This is a genomic window from Oceanicella actignis (assembly GCF_900111545.1).
Lineage (GTDB): Bacteria > Pseudomonadota > Alphaproteobacteria > Rhodobacterales > Rhodobacteraceae > Oceanicella > Oceanicella actignis.
The window spans coordinates 150,189-166,127 of record NZ_FOHL01000005.1; the positions used below are offsets into that span (position 1 = coordinate 150,189).

The following is a 15,939-nucleotide window of genomic DNA, read 5'->3' on the forward strand; positions in this document are numbered from 1 at the left end:
GCGGCGCGGCAGGGTGCCGGCATGAGATCGCTCCTGGCCATGACGCTGCTTCGGGCCTTGCTGCTGGCAAGCCTGTCGCTGCACGCCGCAGTGGCGGCGGCTGCGCAGCCGCCTGCGGCGGTCCTGCGCGGTCAGATCTGCGGCGCCTCGGGCGCGAGCGCGCCGCTGATCCCGGGCCAGACCCCCGAGCAGGGCTGCGCGCACTGCCTGTCCTGCTGTCTGATTCCCGCCCTTCCGGCCGCATCCGCGCCGCCGCCGCGACCGACGCTGACCCTTCTGCATGCGGCGCCGCCCGCCGAAGGGCCGCGGCGGCCCCGATCCGCCGCGCGCAGCCCGTGCGCGCGCGATCCGCCGGCCTCGATCTGACGCGCGACGGCGCGAAGGACGAAGGTGAAACGGATCGAAGGATGAAAAGCATGTTTGGAAGACTTCTTGCCGCCGCGGCGCTGGTCGCCGGGGTCGGCGCCGCGCAGGCCGGCGACATCGCGGTGCGCGACGCCTATGCGCGCAGCTCGAACCAGAAGAACGGCGCGGCGTTCATGGTGATCGAGAACCATGGCGCGGCCGACGATCGGCTTGTGGCGGCGCGCTCGCCCGCCGCGCGCAAGGTCGAGCTGCACACCCATGTCATCGCGGACGGGGTGGCGCGGATGCGCCCGGTCGAGGGCGGCATTCCCGTTCCCGCAGGCGGCCGCGTGGCGCTGCAGCGCGGCGGGCTGCATGTGATGTTCATGGGGCTGACGACGCCGTTCGAGGACGGGCGCGAAATTCCGCTGACCCTGGTCTTCGAGCGCGCGGGCGAGATGGCCCTGCAGGTTCCCGTGGACAATGCGCGCCGGGCCGCCGGTCATGGCGGCGCGCAGATGGGCCATGGCCACATGCATGGCAAGACGGACGGGCACGGCGCCGCCGCGCAATGACCGGCCGGGGCGCGCCGAAGCCGGCGCGCCCCCCTTTCAGCTCTCGCCCAGCGTTTCGGCCACCCATTTGGGCACGATGCGGGACGCCGGGCCGTGAACGGCCTTGTCGAACAGGCGCGCGCCGGCGGACGGCTCGAGATTGAGCTCGAGCGTCCGCGCCCCCGCGGCGCGGGCATGGGCGACGAAGCCCGCGGCGGGGTGGACCTCGCCCGAGGTGCCGATGGACACGAACAGATCGCAGCGCTCCAACGCGGCGAAGATGCGCTCGAGGTGGTAGGGGACCTCGCCGAACCAGACCACGTCGGGGCGCAGCGCCTGGACGCCGCAGGCCGGGCAGCCGCGCGCGGTCGAAAGCGGCGCGTCGTCGTCGAAGGCGTGGCGGCAGAAGTTGCACAGCGTGCGGTCGAGGCGCCCGTGCATGTGCAGCACCTCGGCGGGCGGCGAGCCGGCGCGCTCGTGCAGATCGTCGACATTCTGCGTGACGATCAGCGCAGCGCCCGGCCGCGCCCGCTGCAGCCGCGCCAGCGCGCGGTGCGCGGGGTTGGGCTGCGCGGCGCGGCAATTCTCGCGGCGGGCGTTGTAGAAGGCCAGAACGCGCTCGGGGTCGCGGGCGAAGCCCTCGGGGGTGGCGACGTCCTCGAGCCGGACCTGCGTCCACAGCCCGCCTGCGTCGCGGAACGTGCCAAGCCCCGATTCCGCCGAGAGTCCGGCCCCGGTCAGGATGACGATCGAAGGTTCGTCCTGCGTCATGCGTCGGCTCCGTGAAGCGCTGAGCGGCGTCAGAATGCCTTGGCGCGGCGCGTGGGGCTAGAGGGGTTCGGCCGCCGTTCATCCGGCTTGAGGCAAAATTGACCCGTTTTCGCCCTTTCGCCCATTTTCAAAGAGGTTTCGCGATGTTCGTCCGTCTTGCCGCCGCGGCGCTGCTGGCGTGGAGCCAGGGCGCCGCCGCGGCGACCTTCGTCTATGGCTTCGACCACGTCTTCGACGCCTTCTCGAACCCGCAGGCGGGCATGGACCCCGGCAGCCCCGGCGGAACCTTGCGCGGGACGCTGGCTCTGGACGATTCGGGCGACGACGCGACGATGGTCGCCGATTACGCGCTGACCTCGTTCCTGCCGGGGCCCGCAGGCGCGGTCTGGCGCGAGGCCGACTACCTGCGCGGACAGACCCGGACGGTTTCGCACCCCGTGTTGGGAGATGTGACGCTGCGCGACTCTCATGCGGTGCTGCCCCATCCGTTCGATCCGGCGCTGCGCATCGTGGTCCTGACGGACGACAGGCTGGACCTCGATCCCTCCGACGGGCGCAGCGATCTCGACAATGCGCTGTTCCTGATCTTCGCGCCCGCGCAGATCGGCGCGCCCGAGCTTCTGTTCGAGGCGAGCGAGAGCTATCTTTACGAGGAATGCGACGATCTGCGCCTTCCGCCCGAATGCGTCCTGCGCAGCGGCGTCAACGGGCCGAGCGCGATGCGCGCGGCGCTGGTTTCCGCTCCGCTCGGCGCCGTGCCGCTGTCGGGGGCGGCGGGGCTGCTGGCGGCGGCGCTGGCGGGCCTGGCGCTGCGCGGGCGCGGCGGGCGGCGATCGGCGCCGGCGGCGCCGCGGCTGCCCCGGACCGGCGCGTGAGCTGCGCGCAAGGGCGGCGGCGGGCGGGCGCTTGACGCCCCCTCGGGGCGGTTGCATAAGCGCGCCATGACCGAGCTCTCGAAGATCCGCAACTTCTCGATCGTGGCGCATATCGACCACGGCAAATCCACGCTGGCCGACCGTCTGATCCAGCTGACGGGCGCCTTGTCCGAGCGCGAGATGAAGGAGCAGGTGCTCGACTCGATGGAGCTCGAGCGCGAGCGCGGAATCACCATCAAGGCCAACACGGTGCGCCTGAACTACACGGCGCAGGATGGCGAGACCTATGTGCTCAACCTGATCGACACGCCCGGCCATGTGGACTTCGCCTACGAGGTCTCGCGCTCGATGCGGGCGGTCGAGGGCTCGCTGCTGGTGGTCGACGCCAGCCAGGGCGTCGAGGCGCAGACCCTGGCCAACGTCTACCAGGCCATCGACGCGGGGCACGAGATCGTGCCCGTCCTCAACAAGATCGACCTGCCCGCCGCCGAGCCCGAGCGCGTGAAGGAGCAGATCGAGGACGTGATCGGCATCGACGCCTCGGACGCGGTCGAGATCTCGGCCAAGACGGGGCTTGGCGTGGACAAGGTGCTCGAGGCCATCGTGACGCGCCTGCCCGCGCCCAAGGGCGATCGCGACGCGCCGCTCAAGGCCATGCTGGTGGACAGCTGGTATGACGCCTATCTGGGCGTGGTCGTGCTGGTGCGCATCGTCGACGGCGTGCTGAAGAAGGGCGACCGCATCCGCATGATGTCCACCAAGGCCAGCTACGCGGTGGACCGAATCGGCGTGTTCTCCCCCTCGATGCAGCCGGTCGAAGAGCTGGGGCCGGGCGAGATCGGCTATCTGACCGCCTCGATCAAGCAGGTGCGCGACACGCGCGTGGGCGACACCATCACCCATGAAAAGCGCCCCTGCGCCGAGCCGCTGCCAGGCTTCAAGCCCGCCCAGCCGGTGGTGTTCTGCGGCCTGTTCCCCGTCGACAGCAACGATTTCGAGGATCTGCGCAGCGCGATCGAGAAGCTGGCGCTCAACGACGCCTCCTTCACCTACGAGATGGAAACCTCGGCCGCGCTGGGCTTCGGCTTTCGCTGCGGCTTTCTCGGGCTTTTGCATCTCGAGGTCGTGCGCGAGCGGCTCGAGCGCGAGTTCGACATCGACCTGATCACCACCGCGCCCTCGGTCATCTACCACGTCTACAAGACCGACGGCACGATGATCGAGCTGCACAACCCCGCCGACATGCCCGACCCGGTCAAGGTCGCCCGCATCGAGGAGCCGCGCATCAAGGCCACCATCCTCGTGCCGGACGAATATCTGGGCGACGTGCTCAAGCTGTGCCAGGATCGGCGCGGCATCCAGCTGGATCTGACCTATGCGGGCAGCCGCGCCATGGTGGTCTACGACCTGCCGCTGAACGAGGTGGTGTTCGACTTCTACGACCGCCTCAAATCGGTCACCAAGGGCTACGCCAGCTTCGACTACCAGCTGATCGGCTATCGCGAGGACAATCTGGTCAAGATGCAGATCCTCGTGAACGACGAGCCCGTCGACGCGCTGTCCACCATGGTGCATCGCGCCCGCGCCGAGGCGCGCGGCCGCGCCATGTGCGAGAAGCTCAAGGAGCTGATCCCCCAGCACATGTTCAAGATCCCGATCCAGGCGGCGATCGGCGGGCGCATCATCGCGCGCGAGACCATCTCGGCCCTGCGCAAGGACGTGACCGCCAAGTGCTATGGCGGCGACGTGACGCGCAAGCGCAAGCTTCTGGAAAAGCAGAAGGCGGGCAAGAAGCGCATGCGCCAGTTCGGCAAGGTGGACATCCCGCAGGAAGCCTTCATCAACGCGCTCAAGATGGACGACTGACGCGCCTTTTTTCGCATTTGCGAAATCACGGCTTGCGTCGGCGCCCGATTCGGGGCACAAGCGCCCTGCGATCTATCTCTGACTGACTACGGTGACTGTCCTTCGACTGCTGCTGGCGTCTTGAGACTGACCAGCCACAGCCGCGGCATTCCGCGCGCGGCGACAATGCGAAGGATTGGCGACATGGCCACCGGCACCGTGAAATGGTTCAACTCCACCAAAGGCTTCGGCTTCATTCAGCCCGACGCGGGCGGCAACGACGTGTTCCTGCACGTCTCGGCGCTCGAGCGCGCGGGTCTGTCGGCCCCGGCCGACGGCCAGAAGATCGAGTATGAGCTCGAGCGCGGCCGCGACGGGCGCAGCTCGGCCGGCAACGTCTCTTTCGCCTGATCAAGGCAGCCGCGTCGCCCAGGGCGCGCGGCGCAGAGGCGAACAAGACGAAGGGCCCCGCCGGCGACGGCGGGGCCTTTTGCATGTCAGGCGAAGGCGGCCAGGGGGCGCTCGCGCACCGGAAGATGCACCAGCGCCGAAAAGGCGCCCACTCCGACCCCGATCCACCACACCAGATCGTAGGAGCCGTAGCGGTCATAGAGCGCGCCGCCCAGCCACACGCCCAGAAAGCTGCCCAGCTGGTGGCTGAAGAACACGATCCCGTAAAGCGTGCCCATGTAGCGCAGCCCGTAGATATGCCCCACCAGCCCGGCGGTCAGCGGCACAGTCGCCAGCCACAGCGCGCCCATGGCGACCGAGAAGGCGATGACGCTGAGCGGCGTCATCGGCGCCATGATGAAGGCGGCGGCGACCACGGTGCGCGCAAGATAGATCCCCGAAAGCAGGTATTTGCGCGAGAAGCGCGCGCCCAGCTGCCCCGCCAGCAGCGTGCCGGCGATGTTGGTCGCCCCGATCACCGCCAACGCCCACGCCCCCAGCGCCGAGGCGTCGCCGATGCCCACGCTCGCCAGAAAGCCCGACGGGTCGATCGGCCCGCAGCTTTCGGCGACGAAGGCGGGGAAATGCGCCGTCACGAAGGCCAGCTGATAGCCGCACGAGAAGAAGCCGAGGAAGATCAGCGTGTAGGAGGGGTCGCGCAGCGCCCGGCCCAGGACGACCGCGAACCGCTCCTCGAGGGCGGGCGCGCGCGGCGCGCCGGCCGGGATCAGCGGCAGGAACAGCACCGTCGCCAACACCGCGGCGGCGAAGATCAGGAACGCTCCGTCCCAGCCCGCGACGCCCAGCAGCGCCTCGGCCAGCGGCGGCCCCACCACCTGGCCCGCCGATCCCGCCGCCGTGGCGATTCCCAGCGCCAGCGAGCGCCGCCGCTCATGCGTCGCGCGCCCGACCATCGACAGGATCACGCCGAAGCCCAGCCCCGCCACGCCGAAGCCGATCACGACGTTGAGCAGCTGGTGCCCCTCGGGCGTGGTCGCCTGCGCCGCAAGCGCCAGCCCGACCGCGTAGCACAGCGCCCCCAGCGTCAGCGCCCGCCGGTCGCCCCAGCGCTCGGCGATCATCGAGAACAGCGGCTGTCCCACGCCCCAGGCCAGGTTCTGAATCGCGATGGCCAGCGAGAACTCGGCCCGCGCCCAGCCGAACTCCTGCGCCACCGGCAGCTGGAACACCCCGAACGAGGCGCGCACCCCGAAGCCGACGATCATGATCAGGCATCCGGCGATCAGAACGGGCGTGATCACGCCTTGCGGATCAGGCTTTGTTGATAAGTCTCGCATATCATCCTCCGCCCGCATCAAAGGCGCCCGCGCGCGCCCCTGTCAAACCAAAGATGGCTGACTTGCGCGCCCGGGCGCCGTATCAGTGCCGCGCGACGCCCTTCGGACGAGGACTTCATGACCGACGCCACCGCGCCCATGCCCCGCTACCGCGCCCTTGTGCGCGACGGCCGCCTGCGCGACGATCCGGCCCAGAAGCTGGCGGTCGAGAAGCTGCAGCTCCTGCACGAGCGCCTGCGCGGCTACGAGCCCGCGCGCCCGCGCCGCGTGGCCCGGGGCTGGTTCGGCTGGGGGCGCGAGCCGCGGCACGAGCGCGCTGCGCTCAACGGGCTTTACCTTTACGGCGGCGTGGGGCGGGGCAAGTCCATGCTCATGGACCTGTTCTTCGAGACGGCGCCCGTCTCGCCCAAGCGGCGGGTGCATTTCCACGCCTTCATGCAAGAGGTGCACGCCGGCATCAACGCCGCCCGCGCCGAGGGCCTGCGCGACCCGATCGCGCATGTGGCCCAGAAGATCGCGGCGCAGGCGACGCTGCTGTGCTTCGACGAGCTTCAGATCACCGACATCGCCGACGCCATGATCGTCGGCCGCCTGTTCGAGGCGCTTTTCGCGCGCGGGGTGGTGGTGGTGGCGACGTCGAACCGCCACCCCGACGAGCTTTACAAGGACGGGCTCAACCGTCAGCTCTTCCTGCCCTTCATCGCCCTGATCAAGGAGCGGCTGGACCTGCATCACCTCGAAAGCCCGATCGACCACCGGCGCGGCAGGCTGCGCGGGCAGACGCTGTATCACGCGCCGCTTGGCCCGGTCGCCCGCGCGGCCATGGATGCGCAATGGCGCGAGATGGCCGGCGAGGGGCCCGCCCCGCCGCTGACGCTCACCGTCGCCGGGCGCGAAGTGACGCTGCCGCAGCACCGGGACCGCATCGCGCGCGCCTCCTTCGCCGATCTGTGCGCCCGCCCGCTTGGCCCGGCCGACTATCTGGCGGTGGCGCGGGCGCTCGACATGCTGTTTGTGGACGACGTGCCGCGCCTGGGTCCGGCCGACGCCAACGCCGCGCGCCGCTTCGTGACGTTGATCGACGCGCTTTACGAGGGGCGGGTGCGTCTTGCCATGTCGGCCGAGGCCCCGCCCGAAGAGCTTTACGTCGAGGGCGCCGGCGCCTTCGAGTTCGAGCGCACGGTCTCGCGCCTGCACGAGATGCAGAGCGACGACTGGCCGCCCGAGACATGAGCGCGCGCGGCTTGCCATGGCTGGCGGCGCTGGCGCTGGTCTTGCTGGCCGTCTGGGGCTGGCGCCAGCAAGCACGGCTCGAGCCGCCCGAGCTGCTGCCCCTGGCGCAGCCCGAGGGGTTCTTCGCGCCGCGCGGACTGGGCGGCGCCGGGCTGAGCGTCGCGATGCCGCGCCTTGACCGCGCGCCGCCCCCGCCATCGGGCGAGGCGCTCTGCGCGGCGCTGCGCACGGGGCCGCGCGCGGCCGGCCTGCCGGGCAAGGACGCGGTTCACGTCGCCTATTTCACCGATTATCGCTGCCCCTGGTGCCGCGCCCTGGGCGCGGCGCTGGAAAAACGGGCGGCGCGCGGCGACATCGTGCTGACCTATCAGGAATACCCCGTGCTGGGCGAGGCTTCGCGCATGGCGGCGCGGGCGGCGCTGGCGGCGTGGGAGCTTGGCGCCTACGCCCCCATGCGCGCAAGGCTGCTTGCCAGCGCCTTCGCGCCGAACCGGGCCTATCTGCGCGCCATCGCCCCGCAGAGGGGCGTCAGCGCCGCGCGCCTGCTGGCCGAGCTGGACTCGCCGAAGGTCGACGCCGCCTTGCTGCGCGCGGCGGCGGCGGCGCGGGCTTTCGGCTTTCGGGGAACGCCGGGGCTGGTCATCGGCGCCGTCGTGGTGCAGGGCGGACCGTCCGAGGCGGCGCTGGACGCGCTGATCGAGGCGGCGCGGCGCCTGCCCGATCCCTGCGCGGGTTAGTTCCGAGGCGGCGTCACTCGGGGTGCGGCTGGGCGCGCGCGGCGGCCATGTTGACGCCGTTGGCTTCGCTTGGGTTGTCCGAGAAGAACATGGCGCCGAACAGGACGGCGGCGGCGAGCAGATAGATGATCGTCGAAACACGCTTGGCGAAAGACATGGAACCCCGACTCGGTGCAATTCATTCCTGAGGCTTGTATGGCAGTTGTCATACACCCGAGGGGTGAGCCGCGCAACATCCATGATCGGCTTGGCAGCGCGACATACTGTTTCTTGAACCGGGGGCCTGAGGAACGGCGGACATGAAAACGGCGCCCCCTTGCGAGGGCGCCGCGCCGTCATCCCGAGGGGCGCGCGGGTCAGACCACGCGCTCGACCATCATCTTCTTGATCTCGGCGATCGCCTTGGCCGGGTTCAGCCCCTTGGGGCAGGTCCGCGTGCAGTTCATGATGGTGTGGCAGCGATACAGGCGGAACGGGTCCTCGAGGAAATCCAGCCGCTCCTGCTTGGCCTCGTCGCGGCTGTCGACCAGCCAGCGATAGGCGTGCAGCAGCGCCGCCGGGCCCATGTAGCGGTCGCCGTTCCACCAGTAGCTGGGGCACGAGGTCGAGCACGAGGCGCACATGACGCACTCGTAAAGCCCGTCCAGCTTCTTGCGGTCCTCGATCGACTGGCGCCACTCCTTCTCGGGCGGCGTGGTGTAGGTCTCGAGCCAGGGCATGATCGCCGCGTGCTGCGCGTAGAAATGCGTCAGGTCCGGCACCAGGTCCTTGACGACGGGCATGTGGGGCAGGGGATAGATCTTCACCTCGCCCTCGATCTCGTCCAGCCCGTAGATGCAGGCCAGCGTGTTGATGCCGTCGATGTTCATGGCGCAAGAGCCGCAGATGCCCTCGCGGCACGAGCGGCGGAAGGTCAGGGTCGGGTCGATCTCGTTCTTGATCTTGATCAGCGCGTCCAGAACCATGGGCCCGCAGCTGTCCATGTCCACCCAGTAGGTGTCCAGGCGCGGGTTCTGGCCGCTGTCGGGATCGTAGCGGTAGATCTTGAACGCGCGGAGGTTCTTCGCGCCCTCGGGCTTGGGCCAGGTCTTGCCCACCATGACGCGAGAGTTCTTGGGCAGCGCGAATTCAACCATGTTTCGCTCCTTTCGGGTCCGGCGCCTGGCCGGGGGAAACGTCGTCGGGGCCGGGCCGGCGGGCCAGGAAAACGCTCTCGCCCCTGTGCAGGGCGTGATCGCCGACCGCCGGTTCGGTCGCGGTGAAGGTCGAGACCTCGAAGCCCGCGGCGCGCAGCCGCGCCGCGAAGTCGCGCCCGTAAAGGCGCAGATGCGTGGGATCGCCCGCGCGCAGGGCGCGCTCGTCGGCCGAGGCGTCGGGGGGCAGCTCCAGCGTGCGCTCCCATCCGGCGACCAGCGGCACGGTCAGCGCCGCAATGCCGCCGGGCGCCAGGATGCGGAACAGCTCGGCCATCGCCTTGCGGTCGTCGACATGCTCGAGCACATGGTTGGCGATGACCAGGTCCCAGCTTTGGTCGGGCTGGTCGATCGCCTCGATGTCGAGCGTCAGCTCGTAGAGGCCGTTGATGTCGGCCTGGGCGTAGCGCGCGGCGCGCGCGCGCAAGGTCGGCGCAAGGCAGGGTTCGGCCGCGAAGTGCAGCACCCGGCCGCGCGCCTGCGGCGGGTCGGTCTCGAGCCACAGCCGCATGAGCCGGTGGCGCGGGCGGCTGTCGCAGGAGGGGCACCAGACCGAAGGCTTGTGCCGCACCGGCGAAAAGCGCCCCCGATAGCCGCAGATGGGGCAGGACAGGACCGGCCCGTCCTGCGCCAGCCGCGCGAAATGCTCGAGCGCGCGCCGCGCGCGCAGGTCCAGGACCTGCGCGATCTCGGCCTGGTCGCGCCGCAGGGGCGTGCCGGGCGCCTTGGCGGCGAGCGCGCTCATCGCCTCAGTAGACGCGCGCCTTGGGCGCGATCTTGGCCGGGTCGATGCCGCCCAGCTCGGGCGGGGTGAGCGGTTCGGTATGCACCGGGCGGTAGTCCAGCTCGACCTTGCCCTCATACGAGACGCGCGCGATGGTGTGCTTGCGCCAGTTGACGTCGTCGCGCTCGGGATAGTCCTCGCGCGCATGGGCGCCGCGGCTCTCGTGCCGGGCCTCGGCGCTGAACACGGTGGCCAGCGCGTTGGGCATGAGGTTGTCCAGCTCGAGCGTCTCCATCAGGTCCGAGTTCCAGATCAGCGAGCGGTCGGTGACGCGCACGTCGGCGAACTCCTTGCGGATCTGGGTCATCTCGGCGCAGCCCTGACGCAGGGTCGGCTCGTCGCGGAAGACCGCCGCGTTGTTCTGCATCGAGCGCTGCATCTTCAGCCGCAGCTCGGCCGTGGGGATCGCGCCGTTCGCGTGGCGCAGGCGGTCGAAGCGATCGAGCGCCTTCTCGACCGAGGCCTGGTTGAGCGGGCGGTTGGGCTCCTTGGGATCGACCACCTCGCGCGCGCGCAGCGCCGCGGCGCGGCCGAACACGACAAGGTCGATCAGCGAGTTGGACCCCAGCCGGTTCGCGCCGTGCACAGAGGCGCAGCCCGCCTCGCCCACGGCCATCAGGCCGGGCACCGTGCGGTCGGGGTCGCCCTCGACGGGGTTCAGCGCCTCGCCCCAGTAGTTCGTGGGAATGCCGCCCATGTTGTAGTGCACGGTGGGCAGGACCGGGATCGGCTCCTTGGTCACGTCCACGCCGGCGAAGATGCGCGCGCTTTCCGAGATGCCGGGCAGGCGCTCGGCCAGCGTCTCGGGCGGCAGGTGGTCGAGATGCAGGTAGATGTGGTCCTTGAGCGGGCCGACGCCGCGGCCCTCGCGGATCTCGATGGTCATGCAGCGGCTGACGACGTCGCGGCTGGCCAGATCCTTGTAGGTGGGGGCGTAGCGCTCCATGAAGCGCTCGCCTTCCGAGTTGGTCAGATAGCCGCCCTCGCCGCGCGCGCCCTCGGTGATGAGGCAGCCGGCGCCGTAGATGCCGGTGGGGTGGAACTGAACGAACTCCATGTCCTGCAGCGGCAGGCCGGCGCGCGCGACCATGCCGCCGCCGTCGCCGGTGCAGGTGTGCGCCGAGGTGGCCGAGAAATAGGCGCGCCCGTAGCCGCCGGTGGCCAGCACGACCATCTTGGCGTTGAAGCGGTGCAGCGTGCCGTCGTCCAGCTTCCAGGCCAGCACGCCCTGGCACGCGCCGTCCTCGGTCATGATCAGGTCGATGGCGAAGTATTCGATGTAGAACTCGGCCTTCTGCTTGAGCGACTGGCCGTAGAGCGTGTGCAGGATCGCGTGACCGGTCCGGTCGGCCGCGGCGCAGGTGCGCTGCACGGGCGGCCCCTCGCCGAACTCGGTGGTGTGGCCGCCGAAGGGGCGCTGATAGATCCGGCCGTCCTCGGTGCGCGAGAAGGGCACGCCGTAGTGCTCCAGCTCGTAGACCGCCTTGGGCGCCTCGCGCGCGAGGTATTCCATCGCGTCCATGTCGCCCAGCCAGTCCGACCCCTTGACGGTGTCGTACATGTGCCACTGCCAGTTGTCGGGGCCCATGTTGCCCAGGCTCGCGGCGATGCCGCCCTGCGCGGCGACGGTGTGCGAGCGGGTGGGGAACACCTTGGTCACGCAGGCCGTCCTGAGCCCCTGCTCGGCCATGCCGAGGGTCGCCCGAAGGCCGGCGCCGCCGGCGCCGACGACGACGACGTCATAGGTGTGGTCGTGAATCTCGTAAGCCGCCATGATCTTTTCCATTGTGCCTGAAGGGGCGCGTCCCTCGCGCCCGAGGGGGCGCGCCGGGGGCGTGAGCGGGTCGCGGCGCCGTCAGGCGGCGCCGAAGGCGATGCGCGCCACGGCGAACACGCCGGCGACGCCGAACAGCCCGCAGAAGAAGGTCGAGGCGGTCAGCGCCGCGATGCGCCGGCCGGGGTGGTGCACGTAGTCCTCGATCACCACCTGAAGGCCCTGGTGCAGGTGCTTGAACATCACCGCCAGGAACAGGATCGTGACGACGGCGTTCCAGGGATCGGCGAAGGTGGCCAGCACCTCTTCGCGCGGCGCGCCGATGGCGCCGGCGATGGGGAACAGCGCCAGGATGGTCAGCGGGACCAGCGCGGCCGAGGTCATGCGCTGGCTCCACCAGTGGTGAACGCCGTCATGCGCCGAGCCCAGGCCCAGCGCCCGCGCCATCGGGGTCTTGAAGTCGGTCATCGTTCGTCCTCCCTCAGAGCGCCAGGAACCAGATGAGCAGCGTCAGCACGCCCGAGGCGACCAGAATGATCTGCCCGACCAGGTCGTTGAGCTTGATGTCGTAGCCGTAGCCCATGTCCATCCACAGATGGCGCAGGCCGGTTCCGAAGTGATAGACCAGCGCCCAGGTCGAGCCGAACAGGATCAGAAGGCCGATCCAGCTGGTCAGGACCGCGTCGGCGGCGGCGAAGGCCTCGGGGCCCGAAGCGGCGGCGAACAGCCACCACACGATCAGCGCGGCGGCCAGCGTCATGCCCACGCCGGTGATGCGGTGGAAGATCGACATCGCCGAGTTCAGCTGCGGGCGGTAGATCTGAAGATGCGGCGACAGGGGGCGGTTTCCCCGGTTCACGTCGGCCATGCTCTCTCCCCTGACTTGTCCGGAGCGCGTCGCCCCGGCTTGGCTGCGGGTCCCTCGGGCGTCGTGGCGGCGCCGGGATCTCGCGCGTCGGCTCCGTTCCGGGCGGGCCCGCGCGGGCGGCGCGGACGGGCGGACGCGCAAGCGGTATAGCAGGAAATTCGCGGATTCCAAACGCCGCGCGCGGGCGCGGGGCCGCATGGATGACGAAAATCCGCATCATCCGGCGCCTTTGTGATCACGCCGGCATTTGGTGTGATCACAAAAGCTCGCGCCCCGCCCGCGGCGCGACTCACATCGGGATCAGCGCCCAGTAGTCCAGATCCAGAAGCACGCCCGGCGCATGGCGCCCGCTCTCGTCGCGCAGCGGCCCCGAGGCCGCCTCGGGGCGCGCCGCCACCAGGCGCAGGCGCAGCGCGCCGACGCCGGGGGCGGGGGTCTCGGCCTTGTCCAGCACCTCGGACCAGGCGTGCACCGTGTCGCCGGCGAAGCACGGCGCCACATGCGCGCCGGCGTTGATGGCGGCGATCATCTGCGCGTTCGCCAGCCCGTTGAAGCTGAGCGCCCGCGCCAGGCTGATCACATGCCCGCCATAGATCAGGCGCCGGCCGTCCTCGCGCGCGTTGACGTTGAAATGCACCTTGGCCGTGTTCTGCCACAGGCGCGTGGCCATCATGTGCTCGGCCTCTTCGATGGTGACGCCGTCCACATGGTCGATGCGCTCGCCCACCGCGTAGTCGCCCCAGCGGTGCGGCTCGCCCGCCAAGCCGAAATCGTAGTCGGTGAAGTCGAGCCCCGCCGGCACGACCAGCGCCGAGGCCGCCACCGCGGGCGCCAGCTCGGGCACGACGGTCTGCGGAGCCGGCGCCTCGGGGTCGCGCTTGCGCACCATCACCCAGCGCGCCCAGCTCATCACCGGCTCGCCGCGCTGGTCGGTCGCGGTCGAGCGCACCCACACCACGCCCGTGCGCCCGTTCGAGTTCTGCTTGAGGCCGATCACCTCGGAGGTGGTGGCGATGGTGTCGCCCGGATAGACCGGCCGCAGGAAGCGGCACTCGGCATAGCCCAGATTGGCCACGGCGTTGAGCGACACGTCGGGCACCGTCTTGCCGAAGGCGACGTGAAAGCCGATCAGATCCTCGAGCGGGCTGCGCGGCAGGCCGCAGGCGCGGGCGAAGTCGTCGGAGGAGTAGAGCGCGAAGCGCGTCGGATACAGCGCCCCGTAAAGCGCGCGGTCGCCCTCGGTCAGGGTGCGCGGCGTGGCGTGGCGCAGGATCTGCCCGACGTGGAAATCCTCGAAGAAGTTGCCGGGATTGGTTTTCGGGGCCTTTGCCTCGGTCATGGGACGCGCTCCGGGTAATTTCATGTCACGACGACGCGCTGCACAATAAGCATCTTGCGCGGCGCCGCAAGCCCGCTCAGTAGCGCACCCGCAGGTTCAGCGAGCCGAATTGCGAGGGGCCGTCCTGCTCCTGATATTCCTCGAGGCGCAGCACATGCGTGTAGGCCAGCTCGACCCGGCCCAGCTGCACCGCCAGCCCGGCCAGGAAGTCGGCGGTGGTGCGGCGAATGGTGACGCCGCGGGGGCCGCCGAAGGTGTTGCCCTCGAGAAAGATGTTGCGCCCCACGAACCGCCCCTCGGCGCCGACGAAAAGCTGCCAGCTCAGGCCCCGCCTTGCGCGGAAGAAGCCGGGCGAGGACACCGCCGGGCGCACCCGGGGCGGGCCGTAATCGTCGGCAAGGTCGCGCCCGATGCGCAGCGTCGCGCCGACGGCGGCCGAGCTGTCGACATTGCCCAGCGTCAGGTTGAAATGCGGCGCCGCGTCCGCCCGCAGGTCCAGCGCCGGCAGCGGCAGGGCGGCGCCGAAGCGGTATTTGCGGTCGTAGATCAGGCGGATGCCCGGCTCGTCGCGGATCTGCGTGTCCCAGCCGTTGGGGATCGGGCTGTTGATAAGCTTGTGCACGAAGGTCTGCACCGGTTCGGCCAGCGCCGATGGCCCGACCACGCCGATCTCGATCGAGAACGAATCGAGCCGGTCGCCCCGGTCGGCGGACAGGCCGTATCCGGCGTAGAGAAAGCCCGCATAGGGCCGCTGGTCGGGCGGCGGGTTGCGCAGCGTGATGTCGGGGGGCGTATACATGTTCTGCCCCAGGGCGAAGGATTCGCGCCAGTCCGCGCCGGGGCTCAGCCGCGCCAGGCGCGCGCGCGCCGCCCGCCCCAGCGCGCTCAGCCTGCCGCGCGGGCGCACATAGTCGAGCCGCACGCCGTTGGTGTAGTCCTGATCGCTGCCGGCGAAGACGTCGTTCTCGAAAGTGAAGCCCAGCGTGCCGCGCGCCGGATCGGGCGCCTGCTGCGCCGCGGCGACGCCGGCCCACAGCCAGGCCAGCGCCAGAGCCGCGGCGACGGGGCGCGGCCTCATTGCTCGCGCAGGGGGCGCGCGGGGTCGTAGACGCCCGGCTTGTCCTTGACCACCGCCTGGGCGCAACGCATCACCCCGCGCGCGGCGTCGAAGGCGTAGGCGGGCGAGCCATGCAGCCGCCAGCCTTCGTTGAGCGCCTCGGTGACCTTGCGGCAGAAGGCGGCGTCGTCGTCGGCGGTGAGCAGACGGTAGAGCTTCATCGACGTTCTCCGGCGGGGGCGGGCTCAGCCCGGGAAGACGGGTCGGCCGAGCCAGCCATGGATGGCCGCGATGGCGGCGTAGGCGACCAGGGTGATGGCGACCAGGATCAGATCCTTGCGCAGCGGCGCGGGGGCGGGGCGCGTCCATGCGCCGTCGCGGGCGTTGGCCGCGCGCATCGCCGCAAGCGCCCACAGGCCCATGCCGCCGAACAGCGCCGCCGAGGCCGCGTCGCCGTTCACCAGCAGATGCGCCGCCGCCCACACCGCGACGGCGCTCAGCATCGGATGGCGCACGAAGCGCTTGACGTTGCCGGTCGAGTGGCTGGCGCCGAACAGCCCCACGGCGAACAGCATGAGCAGGTTGTTCAGATGGCGCGCCCAGGCGGGCGGCTCCCACAGAGGGATGAAGTCGGCCTGCCGGTAGCCGACGACCATCAGCGCGATCGCGGCCAGCGCCGCCAGCGAGAACAGCCCCTTGTAGGCGTTCTCGCCCAGGCGCGCGGCCAGCGCGGCGCGCGCGCCGGGGGTGACCAGCGGGAAAAGGTGGCCGATCCACCACAGCGCAAGTCCGAGGATGAGCAGGGTCATGGGCGGC

The 15,939-nt window shown here is 70.4% G+C and carries 19 protein-coding genes; 7 read left to right on the top strand and 12 right to left on the bottom strand.

The window, feature by feature from the left end:
- The first annotated feature begins 21 nt into the window (after nt 1–21).
- Together BMW67_RS09690 and BMW67_RS09695 are read left to right on the top strand one after the other, a co-directional pair.
- On the top strand, nt 22–366 hold the full coding sequence (locus tag BMW67_RS09690) for a hypothetical protein (RefSeq protein WP_125459022.1): 345 nt from the start codon (nt 22–24) through the stop codon (nt 364–366).
- Nucleotides 367–416: 50 nt separating this feature from the next.
- A complete protein-coding gene (locus BMW67_RS09695) occupies nt 417–920 on the top strand; it encodes a copper chaperone PCu(A)C (RefSeq protein ID WP_072747331.1) in 504 nt (167 codons plus the stop codon).
- A gap of 36 nt (nt 921–956) precedes the next feature.
- Here BMW67_RS09695 and BMW67_RS09700 read toward each other — a convergent pair whose 3' ends face one another.
- Entirely contained in the window at nt 957–1,670 is a 714-nt protein-coding gene (locus BMW67_RS09700) for an NAD-dependent deacylase (protein WP_072747332.1), read from the bottom strand.
- 143 nt (nt 1,671–1,813) lie between these two features.
- On the opposite strand from BMW67_RS09700, the gene BMW67_RS09705 reads away from it, so the two are divergent.
- The 3 genes from BMW67_RS09705 (at nt 1,814) to BMW67_RS09715 (ending at nt 4,801) form a co-directional block, all read left to right on the top strand.
- Nucleotides 1,814–2,545, top strand: a complete 732-nt coding sequence (locus BMW67_RS09705; RefSeq protein ID WP_072747333.1) for a hypothetical protein — start codon at nt 1,814–1,816, stop codon at nt 2,543–2,545.
- 66 nt (nt 2,546–2,611) lie between these two features.
- Nucleotides 2,612–4,411 carry a translation elongation factor 4 gene (gene lepA, locus BMW67_RS09710; RefSeq protein ID WP_072747334.1) on the top strand — a complete coding sequence of 600 codons (1,800 nt, stop codon included), beginning with the start codon at nt 2,612–2,614 and terminating at the stop codon, nt 4,409–4,411.
- A 183-nt stretch (nt 4,412–4,594) separates the two neighbouring features.
- Complete coding sequence (locus BMW67_RS09715) at nt 4,595–4,801, top strand: cold-shock protein (RefSeq protein ID WP_072747335.1); 207 nt, start codon at nt 4,595–4,597, stop codon at nt 4,799–4,801.
- A gap of 86 nt (nt 4,802–4,887) precedes the next feature.
- Here the strand turns inward: BMW67_RS09715 and BMW67_RS09720 are convergent, their stop codons facing one another.
- Nucleotides 4,888–6,138, bottom strand: coding sequence for an MFS transporter (locus BMW67_RS09720; RefSeq protein WP_072747336.1), 1,251 nt, complete (start codon nt 6,136–6,138; stop codon nt 4,888–4,890).
- Between the two features lie 117 nt (nt 6,139–6,255).
- Between BMW67_RS09720 and zapE the strand changes: the two genes are divergently transcribed.
- The gene (gene zapE / locus BMW67_RS09725) at nt 6,256–7,371 is read left to right on the top strand and encodes a cell division protein ZapE (RefSeq protein ID WP_083581295.1); all 1,116 of its coding nucleotides are present in this window, start codon (nt 6,256–6,258) and stop codon (nt 7,369–7,371) included.
- Nucleotides 7,368–8,108 carry a DsbA family protein gene (locus BMW67_RS09730; protein ID WP_072747337.1) on the top strand — a complete coding sequence of 247 codons (741 nt, stop codon included), beginning with the start codon at nt 7,368–7,370 and terminating at the stop codon, nt 8,106–8,108. The genes zapE and BMW67_RS09730 overlap by 4 nt, the downstream gene beginning before the upstream one ends.
- 13 nt (nt 8,109–8,121) lie before the next feature.
- Here the strand turns inward: BMW67_RS09730 and BMW67_RS15715 are convergent, their stop codons facing one another.
- The 10 genes from BMW67_RS15715 to BMW67_RS09775 all read right to left on the bottom strand — a co-directional run bounded on the left by BMW67_RS15715 (nt 8,122) and on the right by BMW67_RS09775 (nt 15,932).
- On the bottom strand, nt 8,122–8,265 hold the full coding sequence (locus BMW67_RS15715; protein WP_170258916.1) for a hypothetical protein: 144 nt from the start codon (nt 8,263–8,265) through the stop codon (nt 8,122–8,124).
- A 199-nt stretch (nt 8,266–8,464) separates the two neighbouring features.
- Complete coding sequence (locus BMW67_RS09735; protein WP_072747338.1) at nt 8,465–9,244, bottom strand: succinate dehydrogenase iron-sulfur subunit; 780 nt, start codon at nt 9,242–9,244, stop codon at nt 8,465–8,467.
- A complete protein-coding gene (locus BMW67_RS09740; protein WP_072747339.1) occupies nt 9,237–10,046 on the bottom strand; it encodes a class I SAM-dependent methyltransferase in 810 nt (269 codons plus the stop codon). Before BMW67_RS09740 ends, BMW67_RS09735 begins: the two co-directional genes overlap by 8 nt.
- 4 nt (nt 10,047–10,050) lie before the next feature.
- Nucleotides 10,051–11,859, bottom strand: a complete 1,809-nt coding sequence (gene sdhA / locus BMW67_RS09745) for a succinate dehydrogenase flavoprotein subunit (protein ID WP_072747438.1) — start codon at nt 11,857–11,859, stop codon at nt 10,051–10,053.
- 81 nt (nt 11,860–11,940) lie between these two features.
- Nucleotides 11,941–12,327, bottom strand: a complete 387-nt coding sequence (gene sdhD, locus BMW67_RS09750; RefSeq protein ID WP_072747340.1) for a succinate dehydrogenase, hydrophobic membrane anchor protein — start codon at nt 12,325–12,327, stop codon at nt 11,941–11,943.
- Nucleotides 12,328–12,340: 13 nt separating this feature from the next.
- Nucleotides 12,341–12,727: a succinate dehydrogenase, cytochrome b556 subunit gene (gene sdhC, locus BMW67_RS09755; protein WP_072747341.1), complete on the bottom strand. Its 387-nt coding sequence runs from the start codon at nt 12,725–12,727 to the stop codon at nt 12,341–12,343.
- Between the two features lie 289 nt (nt 12,728–13,016).
- Nucleotides 13,017–14,066 (bottom strand): MaoC family dehydratase, encoded by a 1,050-nt coding sequence (locus BMW67_RS09760; protein WP_072747342.1) that lies wholly within the window; start codon nt 14,064–14,066, stop codon nt 13,017–13,019.
- 76 nt (nt 14,067–14,142) lie between these two features.
- Complete coding sequence (locus tag BMW67_RS09765; protein WP_072747343.1) at nt 14,143–15,144, bottom strand: lipid A deacylase LpxR family protein; 1,002 nt, start codon at nt 15,142–15,144, stop codon at nt 14,143–14,145.
- Nucleotides 15,141–15,344 carry a DUF1737 domain-containing protein gene (locus tag BMW67_RS09770; RefSeq protein ID WP_072747344.1) on the bottom strand — a complete coding sequence of 68 codons (204 nt, stop codon included), beginning with the start codon at nt 15,342–15,344 and terminating at the stop codon, nt 15,141–15,143. Before BMW67_RS09770 ends, BMW67_RS09765 begins: the two co-directional genes overlap by 4 nt.
- Nucleotides 15,345–15,368: 24 nt before the next feature.
- On the bottom strand, nt 15,369–15,932 hold the full coding sequence (locus BMW67_RS09775; protein ID WP_072747345.1) for an NnrU family protein: 564 nt from the start codon (nt 15,930–15,932) through the stop codon (nt 15,369–15,371).
- Between the last annotated feature and the right edge of the window lie 7 nt (nt 15,933–15,939).